Source organism: Prauserella alba, from assembly GCF_024171735.1.
GTDB lineage: Bacteria > Actinomycetota > Actinomycetes > Mycobacteriales > Pseudonocardiaceae > Prauserella > Prauserella alba.
Window position 1 is genome coordinate 200,317 of sequence record NZ_JAMTCH010000005.1, and the last position, 19,150, is coordinate 219,466.

Annotated in this window: 15 protein-coding genes; 8 read left to right on the forward strand and 7 right to left on the reverse strand. The window is 69.4% G+C overall.

Translation table 11 applies throughout. From position 1 onward, the window contains the following. The 3 genes from LY12_RS16585 to LY12_RS16595 all read left to right on the forward strand — a co-directional run bounded on the left by LY12_RS16585 (position 1) and on the right by LY12_RS16595 (position 1,889). Positions 1 to 360 (forward strand): DUF952 domain-containing protein, encoded by a 360-nt coding sequence (locus tag LY12_RS16585; RefSeq protein ID WP_253857762.1) that lies wholly within the window; start codon positions 1 to 3, stop codon positions 358 to 360. A 145-nt stretch (positions 361 to 505) separates the two neighbouring features. Continuing rightward, positions 506 to 1,030, forward strand: a complete 525-nt coding sequence (locus LY12_RS16590; RefSeq protein ID WP_253857763.1) for a SigE family RNA polymerase sigma factor — start codon at positions 506 to 508, stop codon at positions 1,028 to 1,030. Continuing rightward, positions 1,014 to 1,889 carry a hypothetical protein gene (locus tag LY12_RS16595; RefSeq protein ID WP_253857764.1) on the forward strand — a complete coding sequence of 292 codons (876 nt, stop codon included), beginning with the start codon at positions 1,014 to 1,016 and terminating at the stop codon, positions 1,887 to 1,889. Before LY12_RS16590 ends, LY12_RS16595 begins: the two co-directional genes overlap by 17 nt. A 66-nt stretch (positions 1,890 to 1,955) precedes the next feature. Here the strand turns inward: LY12_RS16595 and LY12_RS16600 are convergent, their stop codons facing one another. The 5 genes from LY12_RS16600 to LY12_RS16620 all read right to left on the reverse strand — a co-directional run bounded on the left by LY12_RS16600 (position 1,956) and on the right by LY12_RS16620 (position 7,987). After that, on the reverse strand, positions 1,956 to 3,890 hold the full coding sequence (locus tag LY12_RS16600) for a BCCT family transporter (RefSeq protein WP_253857765.1): 1,935 nt from the start codon (positions 3,888 to 3,890) through the stop codon (positions 1,956 to 1,958). A gap of 411 nt (positions 3,891 to 4,301) precedes the next feature. Then, complete coding sequence (locus tag LY12_RS16605) at positions 4,302 to 4,865, reverse strand: ferritin (RefSeq protein WP_253857766.1); 564 nt, start codon at positions 4,863 to 4,865, stop codon at positions 4,302 to 4,304. 502 nt (positions 4,866 to 5,367) lie between these two features. Then, on the reverse strand, positions 5,368 to 6,627 hold the full coding sequence (locus LY12_RS16610) for an arginine deiminase (protein ID WP_253858867.1): 1,260 nt from the start codon (positions 6,625 to 6,627) through the stop codon (positions 5,368 to 5,370). A gap of 35 nt (positions 6,628 to 6,662) precedes the next feature. Continuing rightward, a complete protein-coding gene (locus tag LY12_RS16615; RefSeq protein ID WP_253858868.1) occupies positions 6,663 to 6,869 on the reverse strand; it encodes a hypothetical protein in 207 nt (68 codons plus the stop codon). Positions 6,870 to 7,177: 308 nt separating this feature from the next. Continuing rightward, entirely contained in the window at positions 7,178 to 7,987 is an 810-nt protein-coding gene (locus LY12_RS16620; RefSeq protein WP_372493543.1) for a CPBP family intramembrane glutamic endopeptidase, read from the reverse strand. A gap of 191 nt (positions 7,988 to 8,178) precedes the next feature. On the opposite strand from LY12_RS16620, the gene LY12_RS16625 reads away from it, so the two are divergent. Continuing rightward, positions 8,179 to 9,888, forward strand: coding sequence for a BCCT family transporter (locus LY12_RS16625; RefSeq protein WP_372493544.1), 1,710 nt, complete (start codon positions 8,179 to 8,181; stop codon positions 9,886 to 9,888). Positions 9,889 to 9,979: 91 nt separating this feature from the next. Here the strand turns inward: LY12_RS16625 and LY12_RS16630 are convergent, their stop codons facing one another. After that, complete coding sequence (locus LY12_RS16630; RefSeq protein WP_253857770.1) at positions 9,980 to 10,837, reverse strand: DUF2470 domain-containing protein; 858 nt, start codon at positions 10,835 to 10,837, stop codon at positions 9,980 to 9,982. 163 nt (positions 10,838 to 11,000) lie between these two features. On the opposite strand from LY12_RS16630, the gene LY12_RS16635 reads away from it, so the two are divergent. Next, positions 11,001 to 11,861 (forward strand): hypothetical protein, encoded by an 861-nt coding sequence (locus tag LY12_RS16635; protein ID WP_308292150.1) that lies wholly within the window; start codon positions 11,001 to 11,003, stop codon positions 11,859 to 11,861. 75 nt (positions 11,862 to 11,936) lie between these two features. Here the strand turns inward: LY12_RS16635 and LY12_RS16640 are convergent, their stop codons facing one another. Beyond that, the gene (locus LY12_RS16640; RefSeq protein ID WP_253857772.1) at positions 11,937 to 12,539 is read right to left on the reverse strand and encodes a TMEM165/GDT1 family protein; all 603 of its coding nucleotides are present in this window, start codon (positions 12,537 to 12,539) and stop codon (positions 11,937 to 11,939) included. A 271-nt stretch (positions 12,540 to 12,810) separates the two neighbouring features. On the opposite strand from LY12_RS16640, the gene LY12_RS16645 reads away from it, so the two are divergent. The 3 genes from LY12_RS16645 (at position 12,811) to cydD (ending at position 19,146) form a co-directional block, all read left to right on the forward strand. Further along, positions 12,811 to 14,379 (forward strand): cytochrome ubiquinol oxidase subunit I, encoded by a 1,569-nt coding sequence (locus LY12_RS16645; RefSeq protein WP_253858871.1) that lies wholly within the window; start codon positions 12,811 to 12,813, stop codon positions 14,377 to 14,379. A 316-nt stretch (positions 14,380 to 14,695) separates the two neighbouring features. After that, entirely contained in the window at positions 14,696 to 15,718 is a 1,023-nt protein-coding gene (cydB, locus tag LY12_RS16650) for a cytochrome d ubiquinol oxidase subunit II (protein ID WP_253857773.1), read from the forward strand. Beyond that, positions 15,715 to 19,146 (forward strand): thiol reductant ABC exporter subunit CydD, encoded by a 3,432-nt coding sequence (gene cydD, locus LY12_RS16655; RefSeq protein ID WP_253857775.1) that lies wholly within the window; start codon positions 15,715 to 15,717, stop codon positions 19,144 to 19,146. Before cydB ends, cydD begins: the two co-directional genes overlap by 4 nt. The last annotated feature ends 4 nt before the right edge of the window (positions 19,147 to 19,150 follow it).

The following is a 19,150-nucleotide window of genomic DNA, read 5'->3' on the forward strand; positions in this document are numbered from 1 at the left end:
ATGATCCTCCACATCTGTCCCGAGGCCGACTGGGCCGCGGTCCCGGCCGACGGCGAGTACCGGCCCGCCTCGCTCGACGACGTCGGGTTCGTGCACTGCAGCGATTTCGGCACCGTGCAGTTCCCGGCCGAGCGCGTGTTCGCGGGCCGCAGCGACCTGGTGCTCCTCGTGATCGACCCGGCCAGCCTCGACGTCCCGTTGCGCTGGGAACCCGCCGATCCGCCCGAACCGGGCGCACCGTGGTTCCCGCACGTCTACGGTCCGATACCGGCCGCGGCCGTCACGCGGACGTGCGCGTTCCCGCCCGAGCAGGACGGGACGTTCCGGCTGCCGAAGGCGCTGCACGAATATCCAAGCTGACGCAGGCCGCCGCGGCAGCAACAGGCCGCCACGGCGGACGCGGGTGGTTTCGGACGCGGTGGGATCAGCGGCGGGGATCAGACGTGGTGGGTTCGGAACGGCGGATCCGGACGTGGCGGGCAGGTCGTAGCGAGGGAGGACGTTCGTGGCGAACGACCTCACGGATTTCGGCGACTTCGTCGAGGCCAACCTGACCGGGCTGATGCGCTACGGGCACGCGTTGACCGGCAATCCGCACGACGCAGCCGACCTGGTGCAGACGGTTCTCGAGAAGGTCGGCTCGCGCTGGTCGCACGTGCGGCGCAAAACCGCCGATCCCGTCGCCTACGTCCGCCGGTCGATGGCAAACGCCCACATCAGCCGTTGGCGCAAGCTCAGGCGGGAGAACCTGGTCGCCGAGCTGCCCGAGACTGGCGCAGCGCCGGCCGACCCGCTCGAACACGAACCGCTGTGGCAGGCGCTGAAAGATCTGCCGCCGAGGCAACGCGCGGTCATCGTGCTGCGTTATTACGAGGGACTGTCCGAAGCGGAGATCGCCCGTTCGCTGGGCGTCTCGGCCGGAACGGTCAAGAGCCAGGCCAGCAAGGCGCTCGCCACGCTGCGCGGACGGCTCGGTGAGGACGATCCGGAGGCAGCGGGGAGGGCGGCGGTGTATGACGGACACGGGTGACGACCGCGACGACCCGGAGGTCCGCGAAGGGCTGCAGCGGCTGTTCGGCAGCCCGCAACTCGGTACGGGCCGGGCGCCTGATCCCGGTGCGATCGTCGCAGGAGCCGGCCGCCGCAGGCGCAGGCGTGCCACGGCCGGTGCAGGCGCGGGCGTGTTCGTGATGATCGGTGCCGTGGCCGGAGGGCTGGCACTGGCTGGGGCAGGTGGTGAGCCGGATCCCGGCGACGTCGCGGTCGCCGACGGTTCCGGCGGCATCGTGCACTCGAGCGACGTCCCGTCGTCGGACCACGAAGGCCACCGCAGTAACCGGATACCGGCACCGCACGCCACGACCACGGCCCCGGTCAGCCGGCCGAGTTCCCCCGTCAGCGCGCCGGCGACGCCGACGTCGATGCGCCCCGGTGTGCCGCCCGCGGACCCGCCGTCGCGGACGAGCACCGACGCGGGCGAACCTGAGCCACCGCCGACGTTGGGACAGTCGGGGAAAGAGCCGCTGCACCTGTTGATGACCTACGACGAGGCGGTGTCCACCGGCGCGCTGGACCCGGGTGCAGGCCCGCCCGACCAGGGCGAATGCCGGTCGTACGAGGTGGCCGACCGGTCGATATCGCGGGTCGCGATCCGTGGCGGGCACGGCATCGTGCGGTTCCAGTCCGGCGCCGCCGAGACACCGGAGGGCATCGCCATCGGAGCCTCGCTGGCGGAGCTGAACCGCGCCTATCCGGACCTGGAACGCACCGGCGACGGCCAGCGGGTGCGGAACAATCCCGAAGCGGACTCCCGGTACGTGTTCGGCATCGAGGCCGACGAGGTCGTCACGCTACGGCTGACCGTTCCGGACCCCGACGTCAGCTGCTGAGAGCGGCCACCCCGCGGAGGGCAGGGCGGGCCGCCGCCGGGCGCGGACAGTCCGCAGGCGGTGGAACTAGTCCGGCGACGCGCCGCCGGGCGGACCGGCCCCACCTCCGGACGGACCGCCGCCTTGCGGGGGACCGGCTCCGCCCCCCGGCGACCGCTGGCGCCGACCACGCCGACGAGCGCGGGACAACGTGCTGATCGGGGTGCGTTTGTCCGCCCGGTTCCAGATCCCGGTCGTGGTCGACAGTGCGTAGTCGATGCGGTCGTCGACCTGTTCGCCGAAGTGCTGGTCGAAGTCCTGCGACAGTTCCCCGGCGAGTTCGCGGTGGTATATGCGCCGTTCGGCTCTGACGATTGCACGGTGCTCGGCATTGAGCGCCTTGTACAACGCGACCGCCATCGCCACCAGCACGACGGCGAACGGCAGCCCGGTGGACACGGCCCCGGCCTGCAACGCGGACAACCCTTCATCACCGCCGGCGAGTAGCAGGCCGATCGCGACGAGCCCCTCCAGCGACGCCCACAGCACTCGGCTCCAGGTGGGCGGGTTGGGGTGCCCGCCGGAGGCGAGCATGTCGACCACGAGCGAACCGGAGTCGGAGGACGTGACGAAGAAGATGACCACCAGGATGATCGCGATAACCGACAGGATCATCCCGAACGGCAGGCCCCGCAGCGTGTCGAACAGTGCCTCCTCGGCGACCACTCCGTCTGCCGGCACGAGGTCACCTTGCTGCTGTTGCCGGTTGATGGCGGTGCCGCCCATGACCGTGAACCACAGGAATCCGACGAGAGTGGGGACGAGTAGCGCACCGGCGACGAACTCACGGACCGTGCGACCTCGTGAGATGCGCGCGATGAACACGCCCACGAACGGTGCCCAGGCGATCCACCAGCCCCAGTAGAAGATCGTCCAGCTACCTGCCCAGTCGATGCCCTCCTCTCCGGTGTAGGCGAACGCGTCGAACGTCATCGGCAGCACGTTGGCGAAGTAGGCCCCCAGCGACTGCACGAAGTCCCTTGCGAGGAACAGCGTCGGCCCCAGCAACAGGACGGCGATCAGGAACACCCCGGCCAGCGACAGGTTGAAGTTCGACAACCAGCGGATGCCACGGCCCAGCCCGCTGACCACAGAGACGATCGCGATCAGCGTGATGGTCACGATGAGGATGACGAGCAGGAGGTTGTCGGCCTGATCGACCACACCGATCTCGCTCAGGCCGGTGGCGACCTGGGTCACGCCGAGTCCGAGCGACGTGGCCACGCCGAACAGCGTTCCGACGATGGCCAGCACGTCGATCACGTCGCCGGGCCAGCCCTTGACCTTGTCGCCGAGCAACGGTTCCAGTGCCCAGCGGATGGACACCGGGCGACCCTTGCGGTGAATCGCGTAGGCGAGGGAGAGGCCGACGATGACGTAGACCGCCCAGGGGTGGAAACCCCAGTGCAGGAAAGTCTGTGCCATGGCTTGTGAGGCGAGGTCGGCGGAGTTGCCGTCGACGCCGGGCTTCGGGTCGGAGTATAGCGTCAGCGGCTCGCCGACCCCGAAGAACACCAGTCCGATGCCCATGCCGGCGGCGAACAGCATGGTGAACCAGGAGATCAGGCCGAACTCGGGCTCCTCCCCGTCCTTGCCGAGAGTGATGTCGCCGAAGCGACTCACTCCGAGGAAGATCGCGAAGAGTACGAACCCGGCGATAGCCAGCGTGTAGAACCAGCCGAACCCGCTGACGATCCCGCCCTGGACCGAGTTCCAGAGGTCGCCAGCCGTTTCGGGCGAGAATACGGAGAAGAGCGCAATGGCCGCGACGACGATCAGGCTGGGCCAGAAGACCGACGGTGCGATCCCCCCTCGCCCCAGTCGAACGCCGTGGTGGACCAGCTGATGCTCGATATGTTCGTCAGTGGTGTCAGTCTGGGCGATACTGCCCTCTGCTGCCGGGCTCGGTGGGGCAGGCTCTTCGCCGGAAGGTCCGTTGTTACCGCCGTGTGATTCGCTCATGGTGCCCCTGCCTTCCGTCGGCTGTGTCGTCAGCCAAGCGCAGATGCTCCTTGTCCGAAATCTACGGTGACGGGAGAACCGAGGCGAGGCAAGTCGGAAGGCGGGCGACATTGCTTCCCGGTTCGGTCGAGACGGGCCCGCGAACGAGGAAGGTTGCCGCTCCGGTGAGGGCTCCCGGGGGACGAAGATCGCGCGGACGCGAACGTTGTGGCGATCGCGGCGGTTGGAGGACCGACGAATCCGGAACGGGTTTCCCGTAGTGCGCCTGCTGTGAGGTGAGCCTTCCCTTGTGAAATGTGCGAAGAATGCGAAAAGGGCGGCGTCCCCTCGCGCCGATCCGTGATCCGAATCGATGCGAGGGGGCGCCGCCCCTTCCGGTTCTCGAACGCTGCTGTGCCCCGACGGGAAGCGTCAGAGCTTGCCGCCCGCGACCTCCGGCATGTCGTCGTCGGCGTCGTCGCTCTGCAGGTGCTTGTGCACGAACCGTTCGACCTCGAACAGGTTGCCGTTGGCGCGCTCGAACACGTTCACGAGCGTGCTCATCGTCGCGACCTCCTCGACCTGCTCCTGCAGGAACCACTGCATGAACTGCTCGCCGAGGAAGTCGTCCTCGGAGCGGGCGGCCTTCGTCAGCGTCTTGATGTCGCTGGTGACCTCCTTCTCCTGCTCCAGGGCCAGCTCGGCCAGCTCCTTGGCGCTCGTGAACTCGTTGCGCACCTCGCCCGTGCTGGGGATGGTCACGTGGTGGTCGGTGTCCATCATGTACTGCACGAGCGCCATGGCGTGGTTGCGCTCCTCGACGGCCTGCGCGTAGAAGAACTTCGCGAGCTCGGGCAGGTCCTCGTTGTCGAACCACACGGCCAGCGCGGTGTACTGCTGCGAGGCGTGGAACTCGTTGTGAACCTGGCCCTGCAGCAATTCGTAGAACTTGGAACGCGGCTGCTGGGAGTTCTGCTTCTTCGTCGTGGTGGGCATACATTCAATGTACGCCTCGGGTTCCACATTTTTCCACCCGGGGGCTGGTGATCCGGAGCGCATTTGCCTACAATTCCTTAGCCAAGGATGCGCTAAATAAATTGAGCCTCACCTAAGTTGAGATGGTTACTTAGGTGAGGCTCAATTATGTCTCAGTCGGTTGATTGTCCCTCATTCGGGGAATGAATCACGATCTGCAGTCGTAACCCTGCTGAGAGATCACCGAACCGGGGTCGGGGCACGCGCACACCTCCGGCGTCACCGTTGCGACATCACCCGCTCTGGTGACCACGTACTGGCGGCCACCGGAGCGGGACAGTCGACGCGGATGCTCAGGGCGGACGGATACTCAGGCCGGACGAGTCCCCAGGTCGCAGGCCCAGGGCGCAGGCCAGGGCTCAGGTGCTGAGGGCACAGGTGCACGCTCAGGGACCAGGTACTGAGGGCGCAGGTGCCGTCGGCTCAGGCACTGAGGACAGCCGGACGTTGAGCACGCAGACGCTCAGGATCCGCTGGGGAGCGGGCCCCGTGCGATGGGACAGGACATGCAGCGCGGCCCGCCACGTCCGGAACCCAGTTCGGACCCGGCGATGGCCAGCACCTCGATGCCCGCCTCCTCCAGGCGTGCGTTCGTCTGGGTGTTGCGCTCGTAGCCCACCACCACGCCCGGCGCGAGCGCGAGCGTGTTGTTGCCGTCGTCCCACTGTTCCCGCTCGGCGGTGACGGGGTCGAGGCCTGTGTCGATCACACGCAGGCGATCGATGCCCATCGCGGCGGCCGCGGCGTCCAGGAACGGTTTCGGTCCGTCGACGCGCAGGTCCCGGGCGCCGTCGGCGGTGACGTCCTCGCCGGGCCGCATCGTGTAGGCGACGAGCGAGTCGCGCGCGAGCGGGTACATGACGACCGCGTCGGGGCCGACCATCGTGCACACGGTGTCCAGGTGCATCGTGGCGCGGTTCTGCGCGATCGGGACGGCCAGCACCGTGTGGGCGATGCCGTCGGCGAACACTGACCTGGCGAGCGATTCGGCACCCGCGGCCGTGGTCCGTTCACCGACACCCACGGCCAGCACGCCCGGCGCCAGCAACAGCACGTCGCCGCCTTCGACCGGGGCGGAATGCGCCCCGTACGCACGCGCCGCGCCGCGGAACCGGGGGTGGTACGCGTATGCCAGGTCCAGCAACGCCGTCTCCCTGCTCCGGGCGGGCATCGCCAGCGACGAGATCGCCACGCGGTCGGCGATCCACGCGGAGGAATCGCGCGTGAACAGCAGATTCGGCAGCGGGTCGACGACGAAGTCGTGTGCGTGGTGCATCTTCCGCACGAGGGACGCGCCTTCGGAGGCAGGCAGCTCCTCGAACGTCATCCCGCGCATCAACGTCTCGCGCAGCGTGCCGGCCCCGAGGCCGGACAGGTGGGAACGCAGCGCATCCGCCAGTTCGCCGCCGAGTCGGCGCTCGTCCACCGCGGCGTGCACCCCGGCGGCATGCGCGCGTGGGTCGGCCAGTGACTCGCCGAGGACGTCGGCGAGCAGCAGCACCTCCACTCCGCGCGAGGCGAGCACCTCGGCGAAGGCGTCGTGTTCTTGTTGTGCGCGTTCGACCCACGGGATCGAGTCGAAGAGCAACTGGTCGTTGTTGCGCGGGGTGAGCCTCGTGAGCTCGCCGCCGGGCCGGTGCAGCAGGACCGACCGCAGCGGGCCGACCTCGCTGTCGACACCCGGGGTGATCGTGGTCGTGTTGTCCTTGCCCGGGCCGGTGATCGTGTTGGCTGTGTTCGTCACGCGCGAGAGCGTAGTCACCCGGTGGGTGTCAGCTCCCGTTTTCGGGGAGCGCGCTCCGGGTACGGTCCCCAGCCGTACTCGGCGACGACCGACGGCACGGTCGTGAACACCCAGTTCTCGACACCGCCGCCCATGATCTCGGCGTACCGCTCCGCGGCCTCCCGGTTCGCGAACCTGATCTGCTGGTCGCGCAAGGCCCGGTGCGTGATCTTGCAGGCCATCTCCATCCCCTCCGACACAGTCCTTTCCAGCTACTGACCGGCGCTTCCCCGCTCGATCGCCGCCCGGCGATCACGTGCCGCGGAGTCGACGAAGTGTCGTACCCGCGACATACCTTCCTTACGTGCGACGCCGGCGCTTTCCGCCTGCCGGCCGGGCCCCTGCAGTCCGGCCGGTGGTGAGGTCGGCACCTACCGTGCGCCGTCGATCGCAAGTAGAACACACGTTCGATGCTGCGTGCAAACCTCCTGGTCACGGTCATATCGATGATCACGGCCGCGAGCGCGAGGAGGTGACGACGCCGTCGTGGCTACGGCAGCCACGAGACGTGGTCGCGCACGAGCGCATAACCCACGAACGCGACGACGTCGAGCAGCGTGTGGGCGGCGACCAGTGGCCACAGCCGGTTCGTGCGCTGCCACACGCGGCCGAAGATCAGTCCCATGGCGACGTTGCCGAGGAACCCGCCGAAGCCCTGGTAGAGGTGGTACGAACCGCGCAGGACTGCGGAGATGATCAAGCTCGTATTCTCGCCCATGCCGAGCTGTCTCAATCGGGTGATCAGGTACCCGACGACGAGTACTTCCTCGGCGAAGCCGTTGCCGAACGCGGACAGGGTCAGCGTGATCGGCCGCCACCACGTCTCGCCCAGCGTCGACGGCTGTACGGCCAGGTTGAGGCCGAACTGCCACGTGGCGAGGTAGAACAACAGTCCGGGAATGCCGATCAGTGCGGTGAGGGCGACACTCCACCGCAGGTCGGCAGCCTGTGGTCGGCGCGGAAGGCCGACCTCGGCGAGCTTGGCGCCACCGCGCCACAGCAGGTACACGCCCAGTGCGCCCCAGGCGACGAGCTGAGTGGCGCTGAGTAGTTGTAGCAGGAGGTCGATTATCTCGTTGGTGGCCTGCGACGTGTTGATCGCGACCTGTTGATCACTCAGCGTCTCGGGTCGTAGCAGTGAGTCGACAAGGGAGAGCAGGGATCGCGCACCCGACAAACCAAGTGTGATCGTAAACACAATGACGACTTCGACGGTCAGCATCCGCCGTCGTCGAGCGTCGTCGCCGGTGGGAATCGGCGGCGGAACAGGTGCGCTGCCAGGTGTAAACCACCTGCGCATCCAGTGATTCAGGCGATCGCGTTGGCCCGGTGACACCGGAGCACGTTAACGCCCCGTCACCGGTCCGGCACCGACCGGGGGAATCGCGAATCATCACGATCCCGCTAACAATGCGGCCGGTTATCGATAAATCGCCCGAACGGCCTACTAGGGTGCAGCGGTTGAAAGAAACGATGAAGGAGGAGAGCCTCGTGGCGGAAACGTCAGAAGCTGAGGCCGCGCCATCCGCATCGCCGAAGGGTCAAACCTCTGGTCACAAGGGGATTGCGCCGAGGGTCTTCTGGCCCTCCGTGATCATCGTGCTGGCCTTCGTCCTGATCTCGGTGATCTTCCCCGACACGGTTGCGGAGATCGTCGGAAACATCCAGGACGCCGTGATCGGCACGTTCAGCTGGTACTACCTGCTGCTCGTGTCCGTGTTCGTGGCCTTCGCGATCTGGATCGGTGTCAGCCACTTCGGTGACATCAAGCTCGGGCCCGACGACGAGGGCCCCGAGTTCGGCCTCGGTTCATGGTTCGCGATGCTGTTCGCGGCGGGTATGGGTATCGGCCTGGTGTTCTGGGGGGTGGCGGAGCCACTCAACCACTTCGCCGGTATCCCGAACCGCGCCACCGGGATCGAGGAAGGCACCGTTGCCGGTGCCCACGACTCGATCCTGCAGGCGGTGCTGCACTGGGGTCTGCACCCGTGGGCGATCTATGTCGTGGTCGGTGTGGCCATCGCGTACGCCATCCACCGCAAGAAGCGTCCGGTGTCGATCCGGTACGCCCTCGAGGGTGTGCTGGGCAAGAAGGTCAACGGCTGGATCGGTGACGTCATCGACGTCGCGGCCATCTGCGGCACGCTGTTCGGTGTCGCGACGTCGCTGGGTCTCGGTGTCATGCAGGTCGCGGCCGGGCTGAGCTTCATCGACGTCATCGAAGAGCCGAACAACCTGACCTACGTGATCCTCATCGGTGCGATCACGACGGCCGCGGTGGTGTCCGTGGTCACGGGTCTGAAGAAGGGCATCAAGTACATCTCGAACATCAACCTCGGCCTCGCGGCCGCGCTGTTGATCTTCGTACTGATCGCTGGTCCGACCCTGTTCATCTTCCGTGACATCGTCCAGACGTTCGGTGACTACCTGCAGAACATCCTGCAGATGAGCGTCAACACCACTGCCTACTCGGGCGAGAACGGCACCGAGTGGCAGGGCTGGTGGACGACGTACTACTGGGCCTGGTGGATCTCGTGGGCGCCCTTCGTGGGTGTGTTCATCGCGCGGATCTCGCGTGGCCGCACCGTGCGTCAGTTCGTCGCCGGTGTGCTGCTCGTGCCGACCCTCGTCGCGATCATCTGGTTCTGCGTCTTCGGCGGCACGGCGCTCTACCGTGAGCTGTTCGGCCAGGGCGGCCTGATCGGTGTCGATGAGGAAGGCGCCGCGACGGTCGACACGAACACGTCGCTGTTCGGCCTGATCGACGGCATGCCCGGCGGGACCGTGGTCATCGTCGGCGCGATCATCCTGATCGTGCTGTTCTTCGTGACCTCGTCCGACTCCGGTTCGCTCGTGGTCGACATGCTGGCCTCGGGCGGCGACCCGAACCCGCCGACGTGGAGTCGCGTGTTCTGGGGTGTCGCCGAAGGTGCGGTGGCCATCGCGCTGCTGTTGCCGGGTGAGGACAGTCTGTCCACGTTGCAGCTGGTCGCGATCCTGATCGCATTGCCGTTCAGTGTCGTGATGATCGGTATGTGTGTGTCGATCTGGCGCGAGTTCTCCGCGGAACGCAGAGCGGCGCTACGTGCTCAGCGGCGCATGCAACGCGACGAGCTCGCCGATCACGTGACGAGCAGCCTCGTGGATGCCGGTGTCGTCGACGACCCGGAGACCGGGGACGACGGCAAGGTGAAGGCATAACGCCTGCCGACAGCGCGAGACGGACGGCGCCCCCGGGAGCACTGCTCCCGGGGGCGCCGTTCTCGTGTGGTCCGGGTTCTGCTGGGCGGGCTCAGGTCTGCGGATGGAAGGGACAGCCGACGAGCTTGCGCAGCGCGAGGCCGAGTCGCTGCTGGCAGTCGACGGGTTCGTCGAAGGCGAGGCGTACGTCGTGGTCGACGGTGGTGTCGGCCGCGGCGGCGAACGGGTCCCACGCGCCGAGGCCGCCGGGGTGTTCGACGCGCAGGCGCAGGCCGTAACGGTCGATACCGAGCGGGCGGATACGCCCGCCGCGCAGTTCGTCCGGTACGTGCCGGGCCAGTGCGGTGACGACTTCGGGGTGGGCGTGCTCGAGGTGCCGGAGCCATGTGGACTCGTGCCGGCAGAACGGGTCGGGGCTGGCCGAGGCGAACGTCTGTGCGGTCAGCGAGTGGGTGCCCTCGGAGTCGGCGAGTACGAACGAGGCGGGTACGAGGTCGAGCATCGTCAGCCCGTGGCCGAGGTCGAGCAGGGTCGGTTCGGCGCGCTGCTCGGCGATCGTGGTGGCCCTGGTGCGGGCGGCGCGGGTGTCGAGTCCGCGGAGCCAGCCGGTGAGCCACAGCAGGCCTCGTACGGGGCTGCGCAGTGCGACGGGGGCCTCGTCGGTGATCTCGAGTGTGATGGCGAGTTCGCCCGGTGGCGCGACGCCGGGGTGGCCGTCGGTGTCCGTCGGACCGCTCACGGCGAGCACCAGCGGGTCGTCGTCGGGCAGCAGGATGCTGGCGCGGCCGCCCGCGTGCACGTGGTGCAGTACGGGCTCGGTGTGCGGCCCGGACACGGGATCGCGGTGGACGGCGGGCATCAGCGCGGCGGGGCCGCCGCGGGTGGCGATGCTCTTGGCGCGTTCCGCGGGAAACGGGGTCCGGGGCGTGTGCGGACGGGTACGGGTCACCGGTCACCTCCAACTAAGGCGAGGCTAACCTATCTTCTTGGTCAGGGGAATACCCGAGAGGTCCTGGTGAGGCGGGCGCGGCGATGCCGGTGGCCGGTCTGTCGTCATCCCGATACTCGTCCCGAAAGCGGGCGCTATTAGCGTGTGAGGGGTGTCAAGCGCTGTGGAACTCACGCCCCCCGGCCCTCGCGGAGTCCCTCCGCTGTTCGCTCGACTCGTCGACGACTCGGCGCTCTTTCCACCCAGCGACGCGGCGATGTCGGAGGCGCTGAAGGGGCACTTCGCCTCTCGCGGCGGTGACAGGTCGGGCGTGCTGGGCGTCTTCCTGTGCCAGGCGTCGCGACTGCCCGAGTTGATCACGGAACTCATCAAGATCAAGCCGGCCGAGCCGCTGCCGCTGTCGCTGATCATCGACACGGGTCTCGGCGGGGTGCCGAAGGCGATCTCGATCGTCGAATCCCGGAGCGAGCTGCTGGCGCTGAAGATGGTCGAGATGCCCGCGCCGTCGGACGTCGACGAGACCTGGCTGGAGCGGGTCTCCGAGTTCGTGCCGGAGGACGTCGTGCGCGTGGTGGAGCCGCGGCGTGGCGTCGGCTGGCTCGACGGCGTGCAGAAGGTCATCGAGCACGGCAGCAGGCCCAAGATCCGGTGTGGTGGCCAGTCGCCGGAGAACTTCCCCGGTCTCGACGAGGTGGCCGACTTCCTGTCGGTGGTCGCGAGTTCCACGGGTGCGACGTTCAAGGCGACGAACAGCCTGCATCGCGCGGTGCGCCACACCGCGGAGGACGGCATCGAACACCACGGTTTCCTGAACCTGCTCGTGGCGTCGGCGCGATGCCTGTCGGGCGGTGACGTGCGCGGCGCGCTGGCCAGCACCGACGGTGCCGCGCTGGCGGAGGAGGCCCGCGGGCTGTCCGACGAGGCGGCGACCGCGGTGCGCGCGATGTTCGCCTCGTATGCGTGTGCCGAGTTCGATCGCCCCGTGGGTGACCTGGTGGAACTGGGACTGCTCGACGCGGAGTGAGCGCGGCGCCCGCGCGTCCGCCGGGAGGCGGGCTGTGAGGGCCGTGTCGCCGCCGGTGGGATCGACCGGTCGGGTTCAGGCCAGTAGTGCGGAGCCGAACGCGTAGGCGGCGAGGCCCGCGAACGCCACACCTGCCGCGCGCTGCAGCAGGTGTGGGCGGATGCGGTGGCGGAGCTTGGTGCCGACCATGATGGCGAGCGCGGTGACGCACGCGACGGCGGCGAAGGCGCCGAGGCCGACGGCGACCGGCTGGGCGTAGCGGGCGGCGAGACCGGCCGTGGCGAGCTGGGAGGCGTCACCCCATTCGGCGGCGAACAGGACGCCGAAGGACGCGGCGGCGGCACGGAGGAACGGGACGCGCGCCGGTCCGGCGCGCATGGCGTCCTCGCCGGTGTCGCCTGCCGTGCGGAATCCCGAGCGCAGCAGGATCGCCGCGCCGATGCCGAACATCACGCCGGCGGCGACGGAAACGAGCTGTCCGGGAAGTAACGTCAATACGCTGCCGAATACGACGGCGACGAGCGTTTGAACGGCGAATGCGGCGGTAACGCCGGTCCATACCGAGCTCGCGCGGTAACGCGTGGTCAGCACCAGCGTGGCGACGGTGGTCTTGTCCGGCAATTCGGCCACGAAGACCAGCGCAAACGCCGTGAAGAAGGCCGGCAGCGCAGTGGACATCAGTAGTTTCACCCCTTGGTCACTTCAACGATAAAGGGGAATTGCCGAAAATCAAGTGGATCGATCACGCGAATCGGCATTTTTGGCACCCGCCGAAATTGCGCGAACCCGCGTCTCACAATTTTTTTCGCCGTGCCGAAATTGTTGGCTGCGGAGTGGGAACGCCCCGCGCGCCAGGTGGTACGGCCGGTGTGGACGGGACTTACGTCCTGTCGTAGTCGGGACCGCCGTACCTGTCGGGTGCGTGCGGGCGCGGAGCAGAGTCGTGATCGTGGAAGTTCTGGAGCTGGCGCGGTGGCAGTTCGGGATCACGACCGTCTACCACTTCCTGATGGTGCCGTTGACGATCGGCCTGGCTGTGCTGGTCGCGGGTATGCAGACGGCGTGGGTGCGCACGGGCGACGAGCGCTACCTGAGGATGACCAAGTTCTGGGGCAAGCTGCTGCTGGTCAACTTCGCGATGGGCGTGGTGACCGGGATCGTGCAGGAGTTCCAGTTCGGTATGAACTGGAGTGAGTACTCCCGGTTCGTCGGAGACGTGTTCGGTGCTCCGCTCGCGATGGAGGGGCTCGTCGCGTTCTTCGTGGAGTCGGTGTTCCTCGGCCTGTGGATCTTCGGCTGGGATCGGCTGCCCAAACGGGTCCACCTGGCGTGCGTGTGGGCGTTTTCCCTGGCCACGGTGGCGTCGGCGTACTTCATCCTGGCGGCGAACTCGTGGATGCAGCACCCGGTGGGGGTCGAGTTCGTCGACGGGAAGCCCACGATGAACTCGATCTGGGCGGTGCTGACGAACAACACGGCGCTGGCTGCGATCCCGCACACGGTCGCGGGGTGTTTCGCGGTGGCGGCGGCGTTCCTGGTGGGCATCGGGTCGTGGCGGTTGTGGCGCCGGCGCCGTGAGGACGACGAGCACCGTGCGGTGTGGCGTTCGTCGGTGAAGCTCGGCGCGTGGACGGGCGTGGTCGCGTTCGTGGTGCTGGTCGTGACGGGTGACTTCCAGGGCAAGCTGATGTTCGAGCAGCAGCCGATGAAGATGGCGGCGGCGGAGGCGCTGTGCCACACGGAGCAGCCGGCGAGCTTCTCGATCATCGCGGTCGGGGACGTGGCGGACGCCGACTGCGAGAGCGTGAAGACGCTGAACGTGCCTGCGGTGCTGTCGTACCTGGCCAACGGTGATCTGTCGTCCGAGGTCAAGGGCGTGCAGCAGCTGATAGGGGAGTACCAGGACGAGTACGGGTCGCACTATCCCGACGATCCGGCCCTCGGCGAGTTGGCGGGCAAGCCGGTCGACTACGTGCCGAACCTGCCGGTGACGTACTGGGGTTTCCGGATCATGATCGGTTTCGGTGCGCTGTCGATGCTGGTCGGCGTGGGGGCGCTGTGGCTGACGCGCGGTGGGCGGATCCCCGACGGCCGCTGGTTCCCGCGGGTGGCGCTCGGCAGCGTGGCGCTGCCGTACATCGCCAACAGCGCGGGGTGGATCTTCACGGAGATGGGAAGGCAGCCGTTCGTGGTGGTGCCGAACCCGGACCCGAGCGGCGTCGACGGAGTGTGGATGTACACCGCGGCCGCCGTCTCGCGGGTGAGTCAGGGAGAGGTGTGGCTGTCGCTGGTGTCGCTGACGCTCGTGTACGCCGCGCTCGCCGTGGTCGAGATCTTCCTGATCGCGAAGTACGTCCGCGGCGGTGTCGAGAGCGTGATGCCGGCGCGGGTCGCCTCCCGTCTCGGGGCGGGTGGCGACGGGGACGAGGGCGGCTCGGGCGGCGGTTCGGGCCGTGGCCGGGGCGGACAGGACGCGCCCGACGACACCGACGACGAGCCGTTGTCGTTCGCCTACTAGCCGTTCGCAGCCGTTCGCAGCCGTTGACAGCCGTTCGCGCGGTGCACGTGCCGATCGAACACCGCGCTGCTCGAGGAGACCGTTCCGTCGGAGGAGACGTCGTGATCGTGATTTCCGGTGGGTACACCCCCACCCTCTCCGGGGGACGACCCCGACTCCAGCCTACCGCCGCGAGGGGTTTCCCCAAGGCGTGTCCAGCAAGTTGTGGACAACTCCGATCGTTGTGCACAGCCGGCTGGGGAAAACAGGTTTCACCTGAAACATGTCGTAGCCGCGTGGTAGCGCGGGTGCGGCCCGGCCCGGGGCTGGTGGTCTGATGGAACTCGAAGTCGTCTGGTTCCTCGTCATCGCGTTCCTGTGGCTCGGCTACCTGTTCCTCGAAGGTTTCGACTTCGGTGTCGGAATGCTCCTGCCCGTCCTCGGGCGGGACGACACCGAACGCCGCGTCATGATCAACACCATCGGGCCCGTCTGGGACGGCAACGAGGTCTGGATCATCGTCGCGGGCGGCGCGACGTTCGCCGCGTTCCCCGCCTGGTACGCGGGCCTGTTCTCCGCCGCCTACCTGCCACTGCTGTTCGTGCTGCTCGCACTCATCGGCCGCGGCGTCGCCTTCGAGTACCGCGGCAAGGTCGACTCCGACCGCTGGCGCCGGGCCTGGGACACCGTCATCGTCATCGGCTCCACCGTGCCGCCGATCGGCATCGGCTTCGTCATCGCCTCCACCGTGCTCGGCCTGCCGCTCGACGCCGACGGCAACCGGGTCGGCTCGGCCTTCGCAGCGTTCCGCTGGGACACGCTACTCGGCGCGCTCGCCGTCACCGGCTTCTCACTGCTGCACGGAGCCGTGTTCATCGCGCTCAAGACCGACGGCGACATCCGGCGCCGCGCACGCCGCCTTGCCACCGCCGTCCTGCCCGTCGCGATCCTGCCCGTCGCCGCGTTCGCACTCCTCGTGCACGTACGCCACGGGTCCGGCTGGACGTACGTGCCGTTCGCCGTCACCGTCGCCGCCGCGCTCGTCGCCTGGTGGCGCATCGCCGCCGGACGCGAGGGACAGGCGTTCACCGCGCTCGGCGTCGCGATCGCCGGCACGGTCGTCACCCTGTTCGGCGCCCTGTTCCCCGACGTCCTTCCCTCCACACTGGACGCCGCAAACTCGCTGACCGTCCACAACGCCGCCTCCGGCGACTACACCCTGACGGTCATGACGTGGGTCGCGGCGTTCGGAACCCCGGCGGTGCTCGTGTACCAGGGCTGGACCTACTGGGTCTTCCGTAAACGCATCAAGACCTCCCACATCCCCGCCCCTCCCAGCGCGCAGCAGGTGTCCTCATGAGCCGTCCCGCCCGCGACACCCTTTCCGCTACCGGCACCGGCGCCGAACCGTCCACACCGGACACGCCGGGCCGGTCGCGGGTGGGACACGGCCCGCTCGGCGCGCTCCCCGCACTGTCGGTGGCAGCGCGCCGAGCGTTGGCCGCAACCGGTGTGCTCGCGTTTCTCAACGCCGCATGCCTCGTCGCGCAGGCGTTCCTGCTCGCCTCCGCGCTCGCCGACGTCGTGGCCGGACACACCGGCGACCTCGCACCTCGGCTCGGCCTGCTCCTGGCCACCGTCGCAGGGCGGGCCCTGCTGGCATGGGCGATCCGCGTCGTCGCAGCCAGGGCCGCAGCGGGCGCCAAGGAAGAACTCCGCACCCACGTCCTCGACCACGCGCTGCGCCTCGGCCCCGAATGGATCGCCCGCCGCGGGCACGGCGAACTCACCGCACTCACCACCACCGGCCTCGACGCGCTCGACGCCTACTTCACCCGCTACCTGCCCGCGCTCGTCACCGCCGCGGTCGTGCCCCTCGCCGCGGGCGCTGCCGTGCTCGTCGCCGACTGGCCGTCGGCCCTGCTCATTGCCGTAACCCTGCCGCTGCTGCCGCTGTTCGGCGCACTCATCGGCTCCTACACGCGCGACCGCGTCGCGGCGGCGAGCGACTCCGTCGCCCGGCTGTCGGCCCACGTGCTAGAACTCGTGCGCGCCCTGCCGGTGCTCGCCGCGTTCCGCCGGGCCGACGCGCAGGCCGCCACCGTCCGCCGCGTCTCCGACCGGCACCGCCGTGCCACCCTCGGCACGCTGCGCGTCGCGTTCAGCTCGGCGTTCGCCCTCGAACTCGCCGCGACCCTGTCGGTCGCCCTCGTCGCCGTCGTCATCGGCGTGCGCCTGGTCCACGGCGACATGCCGCTCGCCATCGGACTCGGGGTGCTACTGCTCGCACCGGAGTGCTTCGCGCCGCTCCGGGCCGTCGGCACCGCGTTCCACGCCAGCACCGACGGCGTCGAGGCCGTCCGCCGCGTCACCGACGTGCTCGCCGAACCCGCACCGTCCGACGGCACGCTGCGCCCGCGCCGCGGCGACATCCACGTCCGTGACCTGCGTGTACACCGTCGCGGCGGCGACGCCCCGGACGGCGAGACGTTCACCGCGCGACCAGGGCGGACCGTGTGGCTGCGCACGCCCAGCGGCGCGGGCAAGAGCACCACCCTCGCAGTTCTGCTGGGCTTCGTCCGCCCCGACGCAGGCGACGTCCAGGTCGCCGGTACGGCCCTCGCCGACCTCGACCCCGACGCCTGGCGCGAGTGCATCGGCTGGGTTCCCCAGACGCCGTCGTTCACCGGGGGCACCGCAGCCGCCGAGATCGCCCTCGCCGCGCCCGCACTCGACGCCGCCGCCACCCACGATCTGCTGGGCCGAGTCGGACTCGACGGCCTCGCCGACCGGTCCGTCGCCACACTCTCGGTCGGCCAGCGACAACGCCTCGCCGTCGCCAGGGCACTGGCACGCGTGCGCGCAGGCGCATGGCTGCTGCTGCTCGACGAACCCACCGCGCACCTGGACGCCGACAACGCTCGCCGCGTCCACGAACTCATCGACGAGGCGGCACGCGAGGGCTGCACCGTCGTCGTCGCCGCCCACGACCGCGCCGCGCTGAGCGCCACTCACAGCACTCCGAGCACCGACAACACCCACGGCACCGACGCCGCGACCGGCCCGCCCGACGCCGACGCCGCCGATGCCGAACCCGATGCCCCTCGCACGTCCGCGCCTGCTGTGGACTCGGCCCGCCGCGTCGCGCTGCGCAGGCTCGTCGACCGGCGCTTCCTGGGCGGCGTCGCGCTCGGCGCGGGATCGTTGATCGCCGGGGTCGCACTGACGGCCACGTCGGGCTGGCTCATCGCCCGCGCGTCGCAGCAGCCGCCGATCCTCATGCTCAGCGTCGCCGTGGTCGGCGTGCGCACCTTCGGCCTGGCCAGGGCCGTGCTGAACTACGCCGAACGCCTCGTCACCCACGACGCCGCGTTCCGCATCGCCGCGACCCTGCGCGTCCGCCTGTGGCGCGGGCTCGTCGCCAGGGGACCGGCCGATGCGCTGCGCCACGGCGCGGACCACCGCCGGCTCGTCGGCGACACCGACACCGTCCGCGACCTGCTGCCACGTGTGCTCACCCCGCCGCTCGTCGTCGGCGCCGTCCTGATCGCCGCCTGCACCGCGGTGAGCCTCGTGCTGCCCGTCGCGGGACTGGCGCTCACGTTCGCGGTCGTCGTCGCCGCGGTCGCCGCCCCGTGGGCTGCTCTCGTCGTGGAACGCCGTGCCACGGCCACACTCGCGGCCGGTCGCCGCAAGCTCGACGAGCGGGTGCTCGCGCTGCTGGCCACCGCGGCCGAACTGGTCGCCGTCGGCGCCCACCGCCACAGGCGCAGCGCACTCGCGCGCCTCGACCAGCGGCTCGCCGCCGCGGCACGCAGGCAGGCCTGGGGCGACGGCGCCGCCGACGCCGTGATCGTCGCCGCCACCGGCGGCGCCGCCGTCGCGGGAACGTGGCTGGCCGCCCGTGCCGTCGAGGCCGGGACGCTCGCCCCCGTCGCCGCCCCCGTGGTCGCGCTCGTGCCGTTGGCGCTCGCCGAGGTCATCGCGCTGCTGCCACCCGTCGCCCAGCACTGGGACACCTTCCGCGATGCCCGCACCCGCCTGGCCGCAGCCGAGAACGACGCCCACCAAGACCCCGGCACCGACAGCGACGACACCGACAGCGACGACACCGAGGCCGAGCTCACCGACCGTGAGCCGGAGCGCCACCCGGGACGGGTACAGCTGAGCGGCGCCGACATCGCCTGGCCGTCGAGCGCGCGCCCGGTGCTGCACGACGTGGACCTCGACATCCCGCCGGGCTCCCACGTCGCGGTCATCGGTGAGTCCGGTGCGGGCAAGTCGACGTTGCTCGCCGCGCTGCTGGGATTCCTGCGCCCGGTGCGCGGCGAGGCCGACGTGCCCGCGCGGGTCGCGTGGGCGCCGCAGGATCCGCAGCTGGTCTCCACGACCGTCGCCGAGAACCTGCGTCTCGCCGATCCGCACGCCACCGACGCCGAGCTCACCGATGCCCTCCGCGCCGCGCACGTGGATCTCGACCCGCACACCGTGCTCGACTCCGCGGGCGCCGGTCTGTCCGGCGGGCAGGCGCAACGGCTGGCCCTCGCGAGGGCGCTGCTCGCCGCACCCGGCGCCGACCTCGTCCTGCTCGACGAACCCACCGCCCACCTCGACGCGCCGACAGCCGACCGCGTCCTCGACGACCTGCACGGCGCGCTCGCAGGGAAGACGGTCGTGCACGTCACCCACCGGCCCGGCGAGGTCGCAGGCGCCGACCTGGTGCTCGACGTCGCCGAGGGGAGGGTGCGCACGCGAGCCGCGACACGTCAGCGGGCAGTCGCGAGGTGAACAG